The 19,755-nt window shown below is 36.2% G+C and carries 17 protein-coding genes; 5 read left to right on the top strand and 12 right to left on the bottom strand.

Going from position 1 to position 19,755, the window contains the following annotated elements; genetic code table 11:
- Positions 1 to 2: 2 nt before the first annotated feature.
- Positions 3 to 1,109 carry a serine hydrolase domain-containing protein gene (locus EG359_RS12550; RefSeq protein ID WP_076355180.1) on the bottom strand — a complete coding sequence of 369 codons (1,107 nt, stop codon included), beginning with the start codon at positions 1,107 to 1,109 and terminating at the stop codon, positions 3 to 5.
- 175 nt (positions 1,110 to 1,284) lie between these two features.
- Here EG359_RS12550 and EG359_RS12545 point away from each other — a divergent pair, with 175 nt between their 5' ends.
- Positions 1,285 to 2,691 (top strand): pyridoxal phosphate-dependent decarboxylase family protein, encoded by a 1,407-nt coding sequence (locus EG359_RS12545; RefSeq protein WP_076355178.1) that lies wholly within the window; start codon positions 1,285 to 1,287, stop codon positions 2,689 to 2,691.
- Positions 2,692 to 2,722: 31 nt separating this feature from the next.
- Here the strand turns inward: EG359_RS12545 and EG359_RS12540 are convergent, their stop codons facing one another.
- The 4 genes from EG359_RS12540 to EG359_RS12525 all read right to left on the bottom strand — a co-directional run bounded on the left by EG359_RS12540 (position 2,723) and on the right by EG359_RS12525 (position 8,348).
- Positions 2,723 to 3,433 carry a Dph6-related ATP pyrophosphatase gene (locus EG359_RS12540; protein ID WP_076355176.1) on the bottom strand — a complete coding sequence of 237 codons (711 nt, stop codon included), beginning with the start codon at positions 3,431 to 3,433 and terminating at the stop codon, positions 2,723 to 2,725.
- Positions 3,434 to 3,493: 60 nt separating this feature from the next.
- Positions 3,494 to 4,186 (bottom strand): hypothetical protein, encoded by a 693-nt coding sequence (locus tag EG359_RS12535; RefSeq protein WP_076355174.1) that lies wholly within the window; start codon positions 4,184 to 4,186, stop codon positions 3,494 to 3,496.
- A 217-nt stretch (positions 4,187 to 4,403) separates the two neighbouring features.
- The gene (locus tag EG359_RS12530; protein WP_076355172.1) at positions 4,404 to 4,982 is read right to left on the bottom strand and encodes a hypothetical protein; all 579 of its coding nucleotides are present in this window, start codon (positions 4,980 to 4,982) and stop codon (positions 4,404 to 4,406) included.
- A gap of 18 nt (positions 4,983 to 5,000) precedes the next feature.
- Positions 5,001 to 8,348 carry a methylmalonyl-CoA mutase family protein gene (locus EG359_RS12525; RefSeq protein WP_076355170.1) on the bottom strand — a complete coding sequence of 1,116 codons (3,348 nt, stop codon included), beginning with the start codon at positions 8,346 to 8,348 and terminating at the stop codon, positions 5,001 to 5,003.
- Between the two features lie 257 nt (positions 8,349 to 8,605).
- Between EG359_RS12525 and EG359_RS12520 the strand changes: the two genes are divergently transcribed.
- The gene (locus tag EG359_RS12520; RefSeq protein WP_076355168.1) at positions 8,606 to 8,938 is read left to right on the top strand and encodes a hypothetical protein; all 333 of its coding nucleotides are present in this window, start codon (positions 8,606 to 8,608) and stop codon (positions 8,936 to 8,938) included.
- 39 nt (positions 8,939 to 8,977) lie between these two features.
- On the opposite strand, the gene EG359_RS12515 is transcribed toward EG359_RS12520, so the two are convergent.
- On the bottom strand, positions 8,978 to 10,084 hold the full coding sequence (locus EG359_RS12515; protein ID WP_076355166.1) for a DUF3667 domain-containing protein: 1,107 nt from the start codon (positions 10,082 to 10,084) through the stop codon (positions 8,978 to 8,980).
- Positions 10,085 to 10,429: 345 nt separating this feature from the next.
- On the opposite strand from EG359_RS12515, the gene rplM reads away from it, so the two are divergent.
- From rplM to rpsB, 3 genes are all read left to right on the top strand, one after another.
- On the top strand, positions 10,430 to 10,885 hold the full coding sequence (rplM, locus tag EG359_RS12510; protein ID WP_047385928.1) for a 50S ribosomal protein L13: 456 nt from the start codon (positions 10,430 to 10,432) through the stop codon (positions 10,883 to 10,885).
- A 6-nt stretch (positions 10,886 to 10,891) separates the two neighbouring features.
- Positions 10,892 to 11,278: a 30S ribosomal protein S9 gene (gene rpsI, locus EG359_RS12505; RefSeq protein ID WP_034706090.1), complete on the top strand. Its 387-nt coding sequence runs from the start codon at positions 10,892 to 10,894 to the stop codon at positions 11,276 to 11,278.
- 183 nt (positions 11,279 to 11,461) lie between these two features.
- Positions 11,462 to 12,223, top strand: a complete 762-nt coding sequence (gene rpsB / locus EG359_RS12500; protein ID WP_045501217.1) for a 30S ribosomal protein S2 — start codon at positions 11,462 to 11,464, stop codon at positions 12,221 to 12,223.
- 120 nt (positions 12,224 to 12,343) lie between these two features.
- Here rpsB and EG359_RS12495 read toward each other — a convergent pair whose 3' ends face one another.
- The 6 genes from EG359_RS12495 to EG359_RS12470 form a co-directional block, all read right to left on the bottom strand.
- Positions 12,344 to 12,781 carry a DUF6759 domain-containing protein gene (locus EG359_RS12495; RefSeq protein ID WP_076355164.1) on the bottom strand — a complete coding sequence of 146 codons (438 nt, stop codon included), beginning with the start codon at positions 12,779 to 12,781 and terminating at the stop codon, positions 12,344 to 12,346.
- 2 nt (positions 12,782 to 12,783) lie between these two features.
- Positions 12,784 to 13,467 carry a DUF6759 domain-containing protein gene (locus EG359_RS12490; protein WP_076355162.1) on the bottom strand — a complete coding sequence of 228 codons (684 nt, stop codon included), beginning with the start codon at positions 13,465 to 13,467 and terminating at the stop codon, positions 12,784 to 12,786.
- A gap of 18 nt (positions 13,468 to 13,485) precedes the next feature.
- Positions 13,486 to 14,163 (bottom strand): tRNA (guanosine(46)-N7)-methyltransferase TrmB, encoded by a 678-nt coding sequence (trmB, locus tag EG359_RS12485; RefSeq protein ID WP_076355160.1) that lies wholly within the window; start codon positions 14,161 to 14,163, stop codon positions 13,486 to 13,488.
- 97 nt (positions 14,164 to 14,260) lie between these two features.
- Positions 14,261 to 15,034, bottom strand: coding sequence for a DUF6759 domain-containing protein (locus EG359_RS12480; RefSeq protein ID WP_076355158.1), 774 nt, complete (start codon positions 15,032 to 15,034; stop codon positions 14,261 to 14,263).
- Between the two features lie 260 nt (positions 15,035 to 15,294).
- Positions 15,295 to 16,086, bottom strand: coding sequence for a hypothetical protein (locus EG359_RS12475; protein ID WP_076355156.1), 792 nt, complete (start codon positions 16,084 to 16,086; stop codon positions 15,295 to 15,297).
- Positions 16,087 to 16,280: 194 nt separating this feature from the next.
- Positions 16,281 to 19,676 carry a T9SS type B sorting domain-containing protein gene (locus EG359_RS12470; protein WP_076355154.1) on the bottom strand — a complete coding sequence of 1,132 codons (3,396 nt, stop codon included), beginning with the start codon at positions 19,674 to 19,676 and terminating at the stop codon, positions 16,281 to 16,283.
- Between the last annotated feature and the right edge of the window lie 79 nt (positions 19,677 to 19,755).

Genomic DNA, 19,755 nt, shown 5'->3' with positions numbered 1-19,755 from the left:
GACTAATGTTTTGATCTGAGCTGCACTAATGTGTTTTCAAGATTATCCGTAATCTTTTTTACCTCAATGTGGGGTTTGAAGACAAGGCCTTTGCCTTTTTCTTCATCTGCAATGTTGGACAGGATAATAACAGAGGTTTTCGTTTCAGGATAGTAGATATTTAAGGACGGAGACCCTTTTACATACCCACTGTGAAAATAAGAATTGGGCTTGCCGATGTTCAACATGATTCCGTAGGCATAGCCCATTTTCCCAAAGATCGCATGTCGTCTTTCTGCACTTTTTGCCATAAACTGTTTCAAAGTTTCAGGCTTAAGGATTTTTCCGCTATAAAGGGCATTGTTCCAGGTATGAAGATCCTGAATGGTAGAAAGTATTCCTCCTGCAGGCGTTCCGATTTCTTTTCCGCTTAATCTTTTCGGCATATTCGGAACTTCTTCAGCCTTATTGGGGTTTCCAAGATAAGCTGAAGCGAAATTAGTTCCCTTAAAAACTTCATCTGTAGAGGAATGGCTCATTCCCGCCTTTTTAAAAAGCTCCACAGCATTTTCATCATATGATTTTCCGGACACTGTTTCTACAATCTTCCCTAATGCGTTAAATCCATCATTGGAGTAGTAGAAATCAGAACCACTTTTAAACATCAGTTTTCCACCTAGCATATTCAATCCGGAAGTATGGTTCAGAAGCTGGTGGATAGTGATGTTTTCATATTCCTTGATCTGGAATTCCTTTAGATATTTTGAAACCTTGTCCGTAACGTTTAGTTTTCCCTGTTCCATCTGAAGCAGAACCAAAACAGCGGTAAACTGTTTACTTACAGATCCGATGGCAAAAATAGTACTGCTGTCAATTTTTATTTTTCTTTTAAAATCTGAATATCCGTTTTCTTTTCTGTATAGTGGTAAAGAATCTTTAAAAACGGCAATGCTGCCATTGAATTGATATTTTTTAAAGACAGAATCAATCTGTTGTTCTAAAAGTGTTTTTTGAAAAGCCGTGATCGTGGAATCAATAACTGCTTTTTTATCTATAGGAGGGAGAGAAGTTTCAGTTTTACAGGAAAGTAAAAAACAGAAAGGTAAAAGGAATACTAAATTTTTGATCACGGGTGTTTATTTTTTAATTAAAATTGATATTCTTAAAGATACTGAAACTTTTAAGAGCATTGGAATATGCAAAATGTGTGCTAACAAAGACTTTTTGGGGCATTTAATAAGTATTTAATAATTCTTTGAGGAGTATTCAATACATTTGAATAAATTATCTGTAATCCGAAAAATCATGAAAGAACATTTGAAAAATGATGCTGCCCAAATGGATCACATTCTGGACATCATCAAAAAGCAGGGAACGGAATACCTAAATTCTATTGAAGACAGGCCTACAACTATAAATGAAGCTTTTGAGCCAGCTCATACAGAACTATCACAAACGGGATATGGGACTGAAGAAACCCTAAAAATATTTAATGAAAGATTCGAACCCATTATGGTGGGATCATCAGGACCCAGATATTGGGGATTTGTAACCGGCGGTTCTACTCCTGCTTCCATTGCAGGTGATTGGCTGGCAACTATTTATGATCAAAATCCTCAATCTGTAAAAGAACAAGGGGATATTTCTGCCAATATAGAAATGGAAACAATACAACTGTTGTTGAAGCTTCTTCAGCTTCCAAATAACTTTTTGGGTGGCTTTGTAACAGGGGCTACTATGTCTAATTTTACATGCATGGCGGTGGCCCGTCAATGGTTGGGGAAACAACAAGGGAGAGATATTGCTAAAGATGGTCTTTCCGAACCTGTGAAGGTTTTGACGGCTACGGCCCATTCGTCTTCGATAAAATCTCTTTCATTGTTAGGAAGCGGAAGCAGCAATATAATCAGGATAAAAACAGAAGATGATCGGGAAGCAATTTCCATTTCAGATTTAGAAGATCAGATCCTTCGACTTAATGGTGAACCGTTTCTCCTGATTTCAAGCGGAGGAACTGTAAATACTGTTGATTTTGATAATTTTGTGGAAATAAAAAGATTAAAGGAGAAATATAACTTCTGGTGGCATATTGATGCCGCTTTTGGTGGTTTCGCTGCGTGTTCAGAAGGCTATAGGCATCTTTTGGAGGGCTGGGAATATGCCGATAGTATTACCGTTGATTGTCACAAATGGCTGAATGTACCTTATGAAAGTGCTGTTTTCCTGATTAAGGATCAGTACAAAATTTTACAGGTAGAGACTTTTCAAAATTCTAATGCGCCTTATCTTGGAGATCCGTTGGATAGTTTCGGTTATTTAAACTTTCTTCCTGAGAATTCAAGGAGATTAAAGGCCTTACCGGCGTGGTTTTCTATCATGGCTTATGGAAAGGAGGGGTATCGGGATATCGTAGAAAATAATGTATCGTTGGCAAAGCAGTTTGGACAATTTGTTGAGAGCAGTAATGATTTTAAATTACTAGCTCCGGTACGGCTTAATACTGTTTGTTTTACTTTAAAAGATGATAATAAGCAGGATGAGGTTATCCGTTTTATGGAATTGCTTAACAATACAGGAAAAGTTTTCATGACTCCTACCTTTTATAATCAACATACAGGAATTCGGGCCGCTTTTGTAAACTGGCAAACCAATGAAAGTGATATCCGCCTGGTATTTGATCTAATGAATGATATAATTACCACCTTAAAATAATATTGAAAAGCCCGTTAAGAAATTTTCGGGCTTATTTTAATACCAGATCACAGAACCAAAAAATATAGTCTTCATCCTGATCTTCGGAGTTGGCTTTAGGCTTGGGATAGGTTTTCTTTACAATTTCTCCAACTTCAAAATCAATCGGATTCTTGAAAATAGGGCCATCAAAGGTGAAAGTATGGAACTCACCATTTTCTCCGCAAGGATCTACATTATCGGGCAAATCATCAAGAAATTGCTGATCAATAATACGTCCTGCAAAGCTTTGATCTAAATAGGTTCCGTTCACGCAGGTTACAATTGTTTTAAATCCAAGATCGAGAAACTCATGGATGAGGTTTAAAGTATCTTTTTTCCAAAGAGGAAATACGGCTTGCATTCCAATGGCTTTTAGTTGGTCCTCACGGTATTTACGAAGATCTTCCAGAAAGATATCCCCAAAAATAGAGTAGGTGATGCCCTGAGCTTGTATTTCAGACATGGTTTTACTCATGATTTGCTGATATTCTTCCATAGAGGGTTCCTTGGGAAGTTCCATTTTAATTAAAGGAATTCCTAAACTTTCAGCTTGTTTTTCCAAAAGGGAAACATGTACACCATGCATGGAAATTCTTTGAAACTCCTTATTAATACTTGTCAATAGAGTAGAGACCTCATACTGATCCTCTTGTAATATCTTGTAAAGAGCAAGTGTAGAATCTTTCCCGCTGCTCCAGTTGAATAAGGCTTTTGGCTTCATGAGAATAATTGTTCTGCGAAAATAAAAAATCCCCGATCATTTTCAGGGATTTCTAGATTTTTACTTAGAATAAAGTAAATAAAGGTTTTCTATAGAACTTTTTTTAGACAGCTTCTTAACAATTACTTCATCATAGAATGCTAAATACTTATATTCAGGATGTTTCTCTTTTGTTTTTTCAAATTTTCTTTTGCCTATTCTTTTTCCATCTAGGAAATAATAATCAGGAGGTTGATAGTCGGATATGTAAAGACCTCCTACAGTTAAATACTTTTCCTCAATTTCAAAGTTTTGTTTTCCCAATAATTCATTGGTTTTAAAGATAGAAGATTTAAAATCAGTAAATTCTTTATTATCTGAACCTATAGTCGTATAGTCAATTCTTACGATGTTATATTCAGTTAATACTTTTTCCGGAAAAGATAAAGTGAAGTTTCCGTTTTCATCAGACTTTGCACTGTAAAGCTTATCTAGCGTTACTAATGATATTTCTCCTGCTGCTAATTTTACATTTCTTGAAGAAACCAGTTTTCCTTTTATGGTAATCTCTTTTTGATAGACATTTTCAGTAATAGACTTATTTTCAGTTTGTGCATTCACATAGATTGAAGAGGTAAGTGTTAAGGCTAAAAACACACTTGAAAAAGTAGGCTTTAAATATGTTTTTTTTGCACAAATAGACTTATTGCTTTGTAAAACCTTATCAATTTCTGTTTCAGGAAGATGATCGAAATCCCATACCTTTTTTTGCATTCCTCACAGAATCTGCCCTCTGAAACCTGCTCCATGCTCTCCCAGTCCTGATTGCAGGGACTCGAAATTTGAAATTTTTCTTTCATGATTATATGTTGAAGAATAAAAATACAAAAAAACCTCAAAGAAATTCTTTGAGGCTTTTATATTTTCTGAAAATTATTCAAAAATAGGATGTTGATAAATTGTTTTCAGTAAAACTGTTGGAATATTTAATTTATAAACTTCCTGTCGCTTTTTCTGCATTCACAAAAACACCACCACTAATGGTTCTTGTCTGATTGGTTGTTACCCCATAATACTGATGATTCACCTTTGTTTCTATTTTACCGGACATCTTTTTCCCATCAAATGAAGTGATGGTAATTTTTCCGGTCGGTTTCCCATAGAAACTATTGGTACATCCCCAATATGATGAACAGTTTGGTGCTGCACAAGTTTCAGAATAGTTGATGTCCATATTCATTGAGGTAGGGACGTCTGTATGTACATAAACATATTCCTTACCCACTTCAATATTGTCTGTATAAATTTTAGAATCTAAATAAAATCCCTGGTTATAAGCATATATGAAAATTCCATAATAATCGCGATTATGCGAATCCTTTGATTTTCTCCATTCTACATAATGGGTAGTTCCTTTATTTTCGACTTTTTTGTCTACACCTTCAATTTTTGCCTGAAAATACCCTTCAATTGGTGGTTCAGTCGGTTTATTGTCTGATGAAGTGTCATCATCTGATCCACTACATGAAAATAAAACAAGGCAACAAATAATTTTAAAAAGAGTTTTCATTGTTAGTTTTTTTATATTCTACATATTTCTTCTGTATTTCCCACCCACTTCAAACAAGGCGTTGGTGATCTGTCCCAAAGAACAATATTTCACGGCATCCATCATTACTGCAAATAAGTTTTGCTGATTAATGGCTGCGTGCTGTAATGTTTTTAAAGCGGCTTCAGATTTATCTTCATTAGATTTTTGGAAATTATGAAGCGTTTCAATCTGAACCTGTTTTTCTTCCTCAGTTGAACGGATAACTTCTCCCGGACGAACCGTTGGCGAACCATCTTTTCCAAGGAAAGTATTTACCCCGATGATAGGATATTCTCCTGTGTGCTTCAACCATTCGTAATGCATTGATTCTTCCTGGATTTTTGAACGTTGATACATCGTTTCCATTGCACCTAAAACTCCGCCTCTTTCCGTGATTCTGTCAAATTCTGCATAAACTGCTTCTTCAACCAAATCCGTCAACTCTTCAATAATAAATGAACCCTGAAGCGGATTTTCGTTTTTCGCTAATCCTAATTCTTTATTAATAATCAACTGAATCGCCATCGCTCTTCGTACAGACTGCTCAGTCGGAGTGGTAATCGCCTCGTCATAAGCGTTTGTGTGAAGTGAATTACAGTTATCATAGATTGCATAAAGTGCCTGAAGCGTTGTTCTGATATCGTTGAAATCAATTTCCTGAGCGTGAAGCGAACGACCTGAAGTTTGGATGTGGTATTTTAACATCTGGCTTCTTTCATCTGCTCCGTACTTTAATTTCATCGCTTTTGCCCAGATTCTTCTTGCAACACGTCCGATTACTGAATATTCAGGGTCGATACCGTTGGAGAAGAAGAATGATAAGTTAGGAGCAAAGTCATTGATATCCATTCCTCTTGATAAATAGTATTCCACATAAGTGAAACCATTCGCTAAGGTAAATGCCAACTGAGAAACCGGATTTGCACCAGCTTCTGCAATGTGATACCCTGAAATAGAAACTGAATAGAAGTTTCTCACTTTTTCTGTGATGAAATATTCCTGAACGTCACCCATTAATCTAAGGGCAAATTCAGTAGAGAAAATACAAGTATTCTGTGCCTGATCTTCTTTTAAAATGTCAGCCTGAACAGTACCACGAACTGTAGCGATAGTTTTAGCCTTAATTTCAGCATATGCTTCCGCAGGAATAACTTCATCTCCGGTAAGTCCTAATAACTTTAATCCTAAACCGTTATTTGATGGTGGTAATTCACCGTTATATTTAGGTCTTTCTAAGCCTTTATCATCAAATTTTGCTTTTAAAGCTTTTTCAACATTAGCTTCAAGCTTGTGCTCAGCAATATATTTTTCAACGTTCTGGTCGATAGCTGCATTCATAAAGAAAGCCAACAACATCGGTGCAGGTCCGTTGATAGTCATTGAAACGGAAGTCATTGCATTCACCAAATCAAATCCGGAATACAATTTTTTAGCATCATCCAATGTTGCGATAGAAACTCCTGCATTTCCGATTTTACCATAAATATCCGGTGGTAGAGCAGGGTCTTGTCCGTATAAAGTTACAGAGTCAAAAGCTGTTGAAAGACGTTTTGCATCCATTTCTGCAGAAACGTAGTGGAATCTTCTGTTAGTTCTTTCTGGACCTCCCTCTCCGGCAAACATTCTTGTAGGATCTTCACCCGTTCTTTTGAAAGGGTAAATTCCGGCTGTGTAAGGGAATCCTCCCGGAAGATTTTCCTGACCTTTCCACTTGATCAAATCACCCCAGTCGTTGTATTTTGGCAATGAAATTTTTGGAATTCTTAAATGGGATAAAGATTCTGTTGAAGTTTCCACCTTAATTTCTTTTCCTCTTACAAAATAAGAATAGAATTCTTCGTGGAAAGCTTTTTTAGTATCATCCCAAGTTTTCAGGAAATCAATATTTTCCTGTTGAAGATCTTTTTCAGCTTTTTGGTATTCAGCATCTAAAACCTCATTAGAAAGGAAATTTCTCACCCCCTCAATGTGATACATTTTTCTGGCTAATTCTGCCTGTTTTTCAATATTAGCATCATATTGTCTGTTGTTTTCAACAATCTCAGAAAGGTAACGAACTCTTTTTGGAGGAATAATCGTTACTTCATCTGTGATTTCCTGTTCAACAAAACCTTGTAAGTTTAAATCGGAGTATTTCTCATTAACTTTTTCAACTAATCTATTGTATAATTCCGTTGTTCCGTGATCGTTGAATTGTGATGCTTTCGTTGCATACACAGGCATATCATCCAACGGACTTTCCCACAATAAATGGTTTCTCTGGAACTGTTTTCTTACCGCCTGAAGCGCATCCAAAGCGCCTCTTTTATCAGATTTATTTAAGGCAACTAAATCTGCATAATCTAACATATCGATTTTTTCCAACTGTGTAGAAGCTCCATATTCAGGGGTCATCACATACATTGAAACATCAGCAAAATCAGAAACTTCTGAACCAGATTGTCCGATACCCGAAGTTTCAAGAATAATTACATCAGGATGAGCCAATTTCAAAACATTTAAAGCTGAATGGATGAATGGAGAAACGGAAACGTTGTTCTCTCTCGTCGCCATAGAACGCATATAAACTCTTGGATCATTAATTGCGTTCATACGAATTCTGTCTCCCAATAATGCGCCTCCGGTTTTCTTTTTTGAAGGGTCAATAGAAATAATGGCAATCTTTTTACCAGGATTTGAACGAAGGAAGCGTCTTACCAATTCATCCGTCAAAGAAGATTTTCCTGCACCACCTGTTCCGGTGATACCGATAATTGGAATATTTAAATCTTTTGATTTTTCGTCAATGGCTTTTACTAATTCAGGTTTTTCTTCTGAAAAGTTTTCAACAGCAGAAATAATTTTAGCAATGCTTGTAGAGTTTTCAAAACTAATGGAATCTAAATCTTCCGCAGTTACTTCTTTTCCTGTTGCAAAATCTGATCTTTTCACCAAATCATCAATCATTCCTTGTAAGCCAAGTTCACGACCGTCATCCGGAGAATAAATCCTGTCGATTCCGTAAGACATAATATCTTCGATTTCTTCGGGTAGGATTACACCGCCGCCGCCGCCGAAAATTTTGATTTGTGGGGAATTTTTTTCTCTTAAAAGGTCGTAGATATATTTAAAATATTCATTGTGACCACCTTGATAGGACGTTAATGCAATGGCATTGGCATCTTCCTGGATCGCTGTATTTACAACTTCCTCTGCAGATTTGTCGTGTCCTAGGTGAATAACTTCACATCCAGTTCCTTGGATGACGCGTCGCATAATATTGATTGCAGCATCGTGACCATCAAATAATGAGGCAGCTGTTACGATTCTTACCTTGTTGGTTGGAGTATATTTTTGGGTTTCCATAAAAATTCTAGAAAGTTTCTAAGTTTCCAAATATAATAATAAAAAAAGAACCCTGTGTTTGATTTTATAGTATTGATTATCACTATTTTGGTTAGGGCTATTTAATTAAATGTCCCCTTTTTTTTGTTGAAGTGTTTAAAAGTTTGAAAGATCGGGAGTTGCAGAGTTAAAATGAGTTACAGGGATTTCATTTTCAAATTAGCTCGGCTTCAAATTCTCAAATTAAATTCTCTACTTTTGCAAAATATTTTACAGACATGCAAAAAGCTTTGATGTACTTCGCATTGGGAACGGTAATAAGCTTCCTCATCAATTATTTCTTTTTAAGTTCAGAGAACATCGCATTGGATATTTATTATGCCTTTGCCTTTGGAGCTGCTTGGGGAATTGCTTATTATTTGGATACTCCCAACTTTACATTACCTCAAAAACTAGGCTTATCTTTTGTAGCCATGGGAATTCTTGTTATGGTGGGAACCTTAATTTTTAAACTAGAATTAGCGATTCCATCCATTCTGAAGTTTTCTACGGTTTTTGTGGCGTATTATTTATTTGCTAGCTTCAGGGGTAGCAAGTCATTAAGAAAATAAAAAATGAGGCTTTCTTTTTTGAGAGCCTCATTTTTTTATTTAGTGAATCATCATGAAGCTTATTAAGGCAAGACCTACAACTAAAAATGTAAATGCAAACAAGTTTAGGGAGAATAATGCTGCTCCAATAATAAAACTTACTAGCCCGTGCGCGTGATAAACCCTACGGTGAGCAATAAAGAAATATGCCATACTATATACTGATAAGGCTATTACCAGAAAATATAAAATAGTATTAGCCAGCCAAAAGTCTGTTAGGCCTATCAATTTGGTGAGTAAGAATATAAGTAGGACTGTTAATAATAAAAATGAGAAATAGTGCAGGGTGAAAATCCCGTGGTCAAAGTACCACCATTTTTTCTTGCTGTGAAAAATCCATAAAAAGAATGCAAAGAGCGGAAGATAAATGAAAAGAGCTTTCGGTAGGTTGTGAAACGACTTTTGTATCATATTGACAACAATTTCCTTTTTTGTTACTCCTTTTTCTTTGAGTTCAAAAAATTTATGAGCTATCGGCTTTTGAATGGCATCCAAAACTGAGGGATTTTTAGCTAAAGCCGAGTCGTAAGATTTTCTCGTTTTGTATTGTCCATACTCAACATCAGGATCTATTGTCTTGTTCAGTTCCAGAATTTCTTTAACATCATCTATTTTTGCAGAGTCTGGCAGAGCACTTAGACCTTTAATGGTCATCGAATCCTCAGCAGTTAGATTTTCTTTGGCCTTTATACTATCCAATATTTTCTTTGTATCCAGAGATTGCATTTGGGAGATAACACCTGTCTTTTCTGAATCTTTGTGGCCTTTCTCTCCATCAAAATTAAAATTCACCATAGGAAAAAGGGCAAACACAAAAAAAGTAATAAAACTGACGAAGATGTAGAGCTTTACAGGCGGAACAAATACTTGTCTCTTGCCTTCCAGATAAATGTTTGTAAGTTTTCCAGGCTTAAATAATAGATTTTTTACCGTACCCCAGAATTGCCCGTCATAATGGGTGAAGTCTTCAATAAAGTGGGTGAAAAGGAAATAGAAAGGTTGTCGTCTTTCAGTATTTTCCTGTCCACAATGGGGACAGAAGCGTTCTTCAACTTGATGCCCGCAGTTCAGGCAGGTTTTATCTTCTCTGATCTTTCCGTGGCTCATGAGTAAAAGTTTGTGGGACAAATATAATTATTTCAGTGATAAAATAATGGCATCAATAAGCTTTTGCGGAAATCTTTAAGATAAAGTTAATAAAGAAAGAGTTGAGGGACCAAACTCTTACTTTATCAGTTGTGTTTTTAGAATCTTCTAAACGTTTTTTTTCATCGCAACAACATTTTACAAGTTTTATGCCAAATGTATAAATAGTGTTAAAATCTATTGCTATAGAGTTGAATAGCAGATATTATATAGATTAAATGAAATATGTTTTTGGGTTACAAAAATTATTTGTACCTTTGCACACCCTTTTAGGGGTAAATTATGTTTAATCTTTAACTAAAACGTGTGAATACATTAAGTTACAAAACTGTTTCAGCGAACAAAGCTACTGCTAATAAAGAATGGGTTGTGGTAGACGCTGAAGGACAGCCGTTAGGAAGACTAGCTTCTACGGTTGCAAAGATTTTGAGAGGTAAGCACAAAACGAACTTTACACCTCACGTAGATTGTGGTGATAACGTAATCGTTTTGAATGCTGGGAAAATTACGCTTTCCGGAAACAAGTGGGCTGATAAGACTTATATCTGGCATACAGGATACCCTGGTGGACAGAAGTCTATGACTGCGGCTGAACTTCAAAAGAAAGATTCTTTAAAGGTATTAGAGAAGTCTGTAAAAGGTATGTTACCTAAAAACAGATTAGGGTCTGCTATCCTTAAGAACCTTTATTTATATGAAGGAACTGAGCACAAACATGAAGCTCAACAGCCTAAAACAATTAATGTTAACGAATTTAAATAATTAATTATGTCTATAGTTCACAAAATCGGAAGAAGAAAAACTTCTGTAGCTAGAGTTTATGTAAAACCAGGTTCTGGTGTTATTACAGTAAACGGTAAAGATGCTGCAACTTATTTCTCTACAGACGTGATGGTTTACAAATTAAACCAACCGTTTATCCTTTCTGAGACTGTTGGTCAGTATGACGTTACCGTAAATGTTTTCGGTGGTGGTAATACAGGTCAGGCAGAGGCTATCAGATTAGGTATTTCAAGAGCTTTATGCGAAATCAACGCTGAGTTCAGATTAGCATTAAAGCCAGCTGGTTTACTTACAAGAGACGCAAGAATGGTGGAAAGAAAGAAGCCAGGTCAGAAAAAAGCAAGAAAGAGATTCCAATTCTCAAAACGTTAATTTTCAGACTTCAGATTCAAGATTTCAGATTTCAGAATTTATTCAATCTGTTGTCTTTTATCTAAAATCTATTTATCTAAACAAAAAAATTGCCCGTTACGTTTAGCATCCAAACGCTTCTCCCATCTAAAGAAGTTGTTGATTGTTTAAAAGACGGAAAGTAAACTAACAAAAACAGAAAACATGGCAAAAGCAAATGTAAAAGACCTTTTAGAGGCTGGCGTACACTTCGGTCACATGACTAGAAAGTGGAATCCAAATATGGCTCCATACATTTTTATGGAGAAAAACGGTATTCACATTGTAGACTTACATAAAACAGCAGTTAAATTAGATGAGGCGTGCAGCGCTTTAGAAAAATTAACTTCTGCAGGTAAAAAGGTTCTTTTCGTAGCTACTAAGAAGCAAGCGAAAGAAGTGGTTGCAAAACACGCTTCTGAACTTAATATGCCTTATATTACAGAAAGATGGCCAGGAGGTATGTTAACGAACTTCGTTACTATCAGAAAGGCGGTAAAGAAGATGAACTCTATCGACAAAATGAAAAAAGACGGTACATTCGAAACTTTATCTAAAAAAGAAAGATTACAAGTTGACAGACAAAGAGCTAACTTAGAGAAAAACTTAGGTTCTATCTCTGACATGGTTAGACTTCCTTCTGCAATCTTTGTAGTTGATATCTTAAGAGAACACATCGCGGTAACTGAAGCTAAGAAATTAGGTATTCCAGTTTTCGGTATCGTTGATACAAACTCTGACCCTAGAAAAGTTGACTTCGTTATCCCAGGAAACGATGATGCTTCTAAGTCTATTGATATGATCTTGAGCATTGTTTCTGATTCTATCAAAGAAGGTCAGTCTCAAAGAAAAGCTGATAAAGAAAAATCTAAAGAAGAAGGAGAAAAGGTATCTGCTGATACAGATGCTGATTTCGATGCAGAATAATTAAAGATTTTCTTTAATATAGAAAAAACGCTGAGCTTAGGTTCAGCGTTTTTTTGCTTTTATAGATGTTTGTTAGCTTGTAGCTGAAAAAGAAAGACCACAGAATTCTGTGGCCTTATGTTAGTTTCTAAGCGTTATAGAATAGGAACTTGTTATATATTTTGTGGACTGATAGGATGAGTTACAAACCATACCTGAAAGCCTGTAGTTTTGATTTTTAGGAACCATGGTATAGCCTATCTTTCCTGCCCCAATGGGAATCTTTTTAAAGAAACCGTTTCCACTTACCGTAAGTACCATATTACAGGAAGATTTATTCTCTACTGAAATGGAGGTTCTGGGATTACCAGGATCGTCATCATTAAGAAGATCACTAAGTACTTCTGCTGTTTCAGGTTTATAGGTTTTTATAAGCTCGTTATATTCTCTTGCTGTATTAGCTGCGCTTCCACCGGAGTTATTGGTAGGATAGGGATTTCTTATGGGGTAACCGCCATAGTTGGCACTACAGCTGGTAAGAATCAAAGAAATTCCTGTGAGAACTAATAGCTTTTTCATACCTATTTTCTTTTTTTGCTTTTCTTTTTTAGGTTTTTTTCCGGTGTAGTAACAGGGTTTTGTTCAATTGCCGGATGTCTCGGATTATCAATGGTTACAAAGATACTTTTTTTTATATCTTTTTGAGAAAAGTACTTCATATCACAAACGTTACTGTTGAGAGTATACGAGCCTTTGTTTATGATAATAAAATTCTCTCCATGTGCAGGAACAGCAAGGTTATAGTAATCTTTTCCTTCTATCCGAAGAACAATGTTGCAGTCTGAGTTGTTTTTAAATAAAAGAACAGCTTCTTTTTTAGTAATATCCTCGTTTAACATTGCATTCAGAAGCATTTCTGTTTTCTGCTTATGCTCAGTGGATGTTTCGGCAATTAAGCGCTTGAATTCCTCCGCCTCTTTAGAATTGGGGTCTTTCATTGCATTCTTAGGAATATCAGCCAATACGGGTCTTGCTTCCATTGGTTTAGCCGTAAGTGCCCCTTTAGTCCATTCAGAATTTTTTAGAGCAATGAGTTTAGGTTTTAGTACACTCTTTTTCGGATCGTCAGGGTGTGCGTTCTTTAGATATTCTTCAATTTCCTTGATATTTGTGCTTTTTAAAATATCTTTACTGCTTTTTTGCGCATAAGTAAAGGCTGGGGTAAGGAAAGTGAAAAATAAAATCGTCAAAATTTTTTTTTTCATCAAAAGTTATTTATTTCATCAGCTTATACGAAATTTTATATACGTAATTGTTTTTCCTTTAGCCGAGAATAGTTCCTCATAATATGTTTTGATGTCTCTCAAATGTTCTGTATTAGGATCATATTCCGGTGCTCCATAGATGTCATGGTGAGCAGAAATAATTTCATGTCCTGCACCTTGCAGGTAACCCAAGGTATATCCGTGAAGAAACTCTGAATCTGTTTTTAAATGGATAATGCCACCAGGCTTAAGGAATTTTTTGTATCGGTTTAAAAAGTCCGGATGAGTTAATCTGTGTTTTGTTCTTTTATATTTGATCTGTGGATCCGGGAAAGTGATCCAGATTTCATCTACTTCATTCTCAGCAAAGAAATGGTCAACAAGTTCAATTTGTGATCTTAAAAAAGCTACATTATTCATGTTATTTTCAACAGCCTCTTTAGCTCCAAACCAAAATCTGGCACCTTTAATGTCAATTCCGATAAAGTTTTTTTCAGGAAATGTTTTTGCCAGCCCTACAGAATACTCTCCCTTTCCACAACCTAGTTCCAGAACTATTGGATTGTCGTTTTTAAAGAAGTTTTTTCTCCATTTTCCTTTAAGATCGAAGCCGTTTAAGGTATCTTCTCTAGTCGGTTGGATTACGTTTGGTAATATTTTGTTTTCTGCAAATCTTGCTAATTTATTCTTGCCCATTGAGATTTTAAAATGTCTGCAAAAATAGTAAAATTTGCATAGAATATAGACCTTTTAAGGCTAAAAGACCTATGGAGAAACTATGATATTGTTTTGGTTACTTTGCTGTTGCGCTCCCCAAGGCTACCATAATTGGTTTTTGAATGGTTTTTTGTGAGGCATACTGCGCTCCACAGACTAAGCTTGTGAAAAGATATTGTCCTTTTTCTATCACTATAGAGTTGTCACCGTGAGCTGGAATAGCAAGCCTATATTTGGTGGTTCCGACACCTTCCATTCTTACAATGATATTACAGTCAGAATTATTTTGAATAAGAATAATGCATTCCTTAGCGTTAGGATCATTATCAAATAGGGAATTGAGGATTTTTACTGTTTTATTTTGATGCTCAATAGGAGATACTGTCATCAGCATATTGAATTCCTCAGCTTCAGCATTGGGTATAGCGGCATTTGCGGCCGTATTTACAACAAAAGTATTTTGTGTTGTACTTGGGGTATAAACAGTGGTAGATTGCTTTGCAGCGAGTTCAGCCTTATATTTTGCAATTTGTTTCTGTTTGATGATGGCATTCATTTCATCAAAAGTAATCTTCGTAGAAGGTCTTCTTCTTAGCAAGGCAAGCATTTCCTGCATATCTTTTACTTTCTGATCTTCCGGGTGAGCGTTTTTGATGTATTCTTTCATCAGTTCCATAACCCTTGGTTTCAGTACAGATCGTCTTGGATCATCAGGATGAGCGTCTCTTAAGAAAGCATTGATTTCATAGATGTTATTGCTTTTTATAATTTCGCTGTAGTCTTTCCCTTTTTTTTGGGCAGACAAACTGAAAAACAAGACTGAGCTAATAAGTAAAAGTAATTTTTTCATTAATAAATATTAAGTTAAAAATGGTGTACTTTCTCTTAATTTGTTGTTTAGGTCAATTAGTTTTTACTATGATAACGAGATCGTATTGTTTTTATTTTAAACACTTGATTGTGACATAAATTTAAACATATTTTTGAATATTAAATGAAAATATTTGATAAAAGTTAAATAATTAAGATTAGTTGGAAAAAAATAATCCATGTAGCACTTACATGGATTATTGTCTATATGAAATATTGGTTTCTTTTCCAGATGTAATTTTACTTGGTGACTACCTCCTGAAGATGAGAGTTTCTTAATCTTTTTTGGTAGATAGGCACATATTTCTCAATAGGTATTTTTATCGCTTCGAAATTTCCGGCTAATACATAAGGTTGGATGTTCTCAGAGGTATAAACAAACTGCAGAAAGTTATCAATAAGGTTTTCAGGAATTTTGAATCTGGTGAAATAATCTTTCCCTAAATAATTTTTTATCTGGGTAACAGAAGTGTTCATCTTTTCATAAGCCTGATAACGTTGTTTTTTCTTTCTTTCTCCTGAAAGCATATCATAAATGCTTCCAAGGCTTAAAGTAAGTCCGCCATCCCTTAATCCCGCAACCGGAAGTTCAGGAGGAGTACCATCTCCTTTAGGCTCTGGAAGTCCGATTACTTTTTTAATTGCTAACCCTTTGTCTTCTTTCCTTAATGAATTTACATCATACCGAAGATTTCCGGTAGGCTTGAATCTGTTCAGTACAATTTCCTGGATCTCATAATACGCAATCTTTAGCTCTATAAGATTTTTCTGTCCCAGCAATTGTGGAGTCATCTTGATATCTTTTCTCTCAGTAACAATAGAGGTAAAACGGATAACATCCCCGGGATTTGCGGGAACATTAAAATTACCATTGTAATCTGTAAGAACAGTTTTTTGTGTGTTCAGATTGGTAACATATACCTGGTTAAGATACAAGATAGAGTTATCCCTTAGAAATACTTCTCCGGAATACATTTGAGCATTGATTTTTGCCAGAAAAACCAATAGCAACAGAGTAAACAGTTTCTTCATATAATTGGCAAAATTACATAGAAATACAGCAATTTGTGTCTAATTGGATAAAGAATAGTGGTTAAAGTTATATTAAACTTTAGGATTAAATTGTTAATGAGTGTTATAAACTTCATTTTACTTCAAATTATGGCTCAAAAGTAAAAGGCTGAAAGAAAGTTGTATTGAAATACTTTCCTTCAGCCTCTGATCTTTTACCTGTGTTTTACCAGCAGCCAGCTTGAATATTTTATCGAAACTGTAGATCCGTATTCTGTCCATGTAATAAAATACCAATAAGTAGCAGTAGGAACATATCTGCCTCCAATTCTTCCGTCCCAGGTATATCTATTTTCTGGGGTTCCCCTGAAGATTTCAGCTCCATATCGGTCAAAGATTCGGAATACAAGATTATCATTGGCCATTAAAGCAGAATAATCAATGCCCTCATTACGACCGTCACCATTAGGCGTAATGGTATTGATCAGATTAATAATGGCAAATTCCTTTTTAACTTCTCCACATAGCTTAGAATCTCTTACCATAACATTGTGGGCCCCCCTTGGTACATTGTAGAAGATATTTGAATTCTGCCAGATAACGCCATCCAGTGAGTACTGATAGGGTGGTGTACCACCGGTAACTCCAACTTTTACAGTAGTTCCGTCAATTTCAATAGAAGTAATCTGAGGAAGCTGATATTCTGTAACATTTACCAGTTGTTTGTAAACACATCCATTGAAAGTAAGTTCTACCCAATAGCTTCCGGCAGGAACATTGATAATAGAATGAGTGGTTGCACCTGTACTCCAAAGGTATTTTTCAAATCCAGGACCGGCATCCAATGTTGTGGTTGTTTTTGGACAAATGGTTTGGTCTATCAGTAAATCTGACTTTTTAGGGACTTTAATGGTGATTTTAATGGAGGCAACTTCCGGGCAGACACCATTTTTTTCAAAGCGAATATAAAAAGTCTGAGGAGTTGTAATACTGATTGTTGCAGCAATTGGATTGATATCATTTTGAGCATCTGACAAGCTCCCATGAAATGTATACGTTACATTAGGGTCTGTCGTGAACATCGGGATGAACTGAGCGAGGTTTACAGACTTTACTCCATCTAGGTCATCATCACACACGGTATCTGTAACAGATCTGCTTGATAATGGTATTCTTGCCCCAATACTGAACTGTAAAGGTTTAATTACTGATGCGCAACCATCAGGAGAATCCACTCTGATGTAAATGGTAGTTGTGGTTGTATAGCTCCAGATATTAGGAAGTGTGTTGGCGTTTCCTGCATTGGCATCGGCTAAGTTTGCATAATATCTTACTGCAAAATAGGTTGGATTATTAAGCACAATACCTGTGATGTTTGATAGTATGATATTTACGGTTCCATCCATATTATCATCACAGAAAGTACCATTGTAGTTATCCACAACTATGGCTTTATTGTAAAGGGAAAGAGTGATCTGTGCAATGCTTTTACAGCCCAGACTATTTTTTACCACAGCATATACAATGGTGCCGTTAGGGGCGGTATAGGAATTGGCTGTCGTAATCAGGGCAGCAGGATTTTCCGTTTGAGCGTCTAGCAGAGTCGGATAATAGGTAATATTAACGGGGCTATTTGCTGTTACATTGGCTGTAGTTAGATTAAATGTTCCTTGTCCGTTTATATCACAGGCTTTCATGGTTACATTGGTAACGGTAATTGCCTTGATATTAATGGTAACTGTTACGGTTTCGCAATCCGGAAAGTCAGGATCGTTTCCGCAGAAAGTATAGGTGAATGTATCTGTTCCTGCCGTACCGGGAGTATTAACTGTATAGGTAATGATTCCTGTGGTAGGGTTAATAACTGCTGTACCAAGTGCCGGTGGAGTTGTAATCGCAACGGTGGCAGGTACGGGAGTTTGGGATGAACTACTGAATGTAGGTGGTATAACCTGGCTGGTACATACATCATATGAGGTAGCTGTAAGCTTTGTACAGTTCAATACTTTAAACTGCTCCGTAACCAATGGAGCACAGCTGCCCATGGTCACAGAACATGTATAATATCCGGATTGTGTGGGAGTAATGGATGAACCTGTAGCACCAGAAACAGGATTTCCGTTTCTATACCATTGATAGGTATCGTAAATGATAGGATCTACAGTAAGGACAATTCCCGGAGAACAATCGCCTCCTGATTTTATAATAACGGGCTGTGTGGGAAAGCCTGCAAAGAATCCTCCATATCCTACTGCATCACTACCTGCAGTAATTCCGGCAGTAATTGCTTTATTGGAAACTATGGTTATGGTTCCTGTAACATTGGGAATTCCATAGGTGACCCAATTGTTGGTTCCCGTCATGTTGTATGGCCCGGTTGAGGCTGGCGGATTTACACCATTTACAGTAACCGTTGCTCCTCTTTCTGTAATAAGATTCAGCTTGGTTGGAATGTTGAGAATTCCTAGAGGATTTCCATTGGAATGCACAAAGTTTTCATCAATAAAACCAAGCTCATTAATCTGCTTTGGAAGATAACAGTTTAGAGCGGGAATAAAATTAAAACCTCCGGTAGCCACTTCGTTTCCGGTATTGGAATCTCCTGACAAGATTTGGTAAACGTAGGCATTTTTAGAAGTTTTAATATATAAATTATAATGTCCTCCGCCCTGAAGCATGTATTTGGTATCAGGGATCACAAAGTATTTTCCGGTGTTGAGGGTAGCAACAGGAACCAGTTCATTATTTACATAGATCTGAGTATTGTCTTGGGTTGCGACAACGATAGCTCCTTCCATATTGGAGCCAATAGTTCCGTTGCCTTTTACAAGGGCAAATTCATTACCAAGTCGGTCAACAGGTACTGCCTGATCCATTAAAATATCAGAGCTTGTAGAGAAATTTCCGGCATATTGTCCATTGAAGTTTCCATTGGTAACGTTCACTGGTTTATTCGAAGTGATCTTAGCTCCTAAAAACCCATCAAGATTTCCGGCCATGTCTCCAATTCCGTCAATGATATAAGATTGTCCTTTGTTTAAGGTGAAAGTCATTGTGGGATTAGTTGCTCCTGTGGTTCCATTTGAAAACTGTACCTGTGGGCTGTAGCCGGTAATGGTAACAGTAGTATTGTCTTCGGTTGCCAGAATACTGGTCATGAAGTTTAGGATGCTATTGCTTACGGTAATAGGAGCAAAAGCGGTGAAGAAATTTTTTCCGGTAGAGGGAATTCCTTTGGAAGTAATAATTTCCGCATGATTATGTACCGAGAACCTTAAGTTGGCATAAAAAGGAAATTCTGCCTTTAGGTATAATCCTTTTGTTGTAGGGGTAAATAAATCTGACTGCTGTGTGGTAATAATATAATTCCTTAAAACGTCAAATTTTTGGGGATTGTTTTTACTGATATTTACAGTTCCGATCAGAACATTATTGTTATAAATATTTACAGGGAAAGGAGTTGTTCTGCTGGTAGACAGATAAAGTTTCTGGTAGGGGCTGGGCGCTCCTGATCTATCCACCATTGGAGCAAACCAATGTTCTCTGTCCAATTGTGCAAAAGCAGAGGTGAAAATATAGAATATAAATAAAAAAGATAGAATTTTCTTCATTCAGTAAGGGTATTTATCACAAATTTAATAATAAAAAGCATTGAATAGTTGAAAAGGCAATAAAAAAACCGCGATTTTA

This window comes from Chryseobacterium joostei, from assembly GCF_003815775.1.
GTDB lineage: Bacteria > Bacteroidota > Bacteroidia > Flavobacteriales > Weeksellaceae > Chryseobacterium > Chryseobacterium joostei.
The sequence above is the reverse complement of the archived record's forward strand: the minus strand, read 5'-3'. Positions and strand labels throughout refer to the sequence as shown.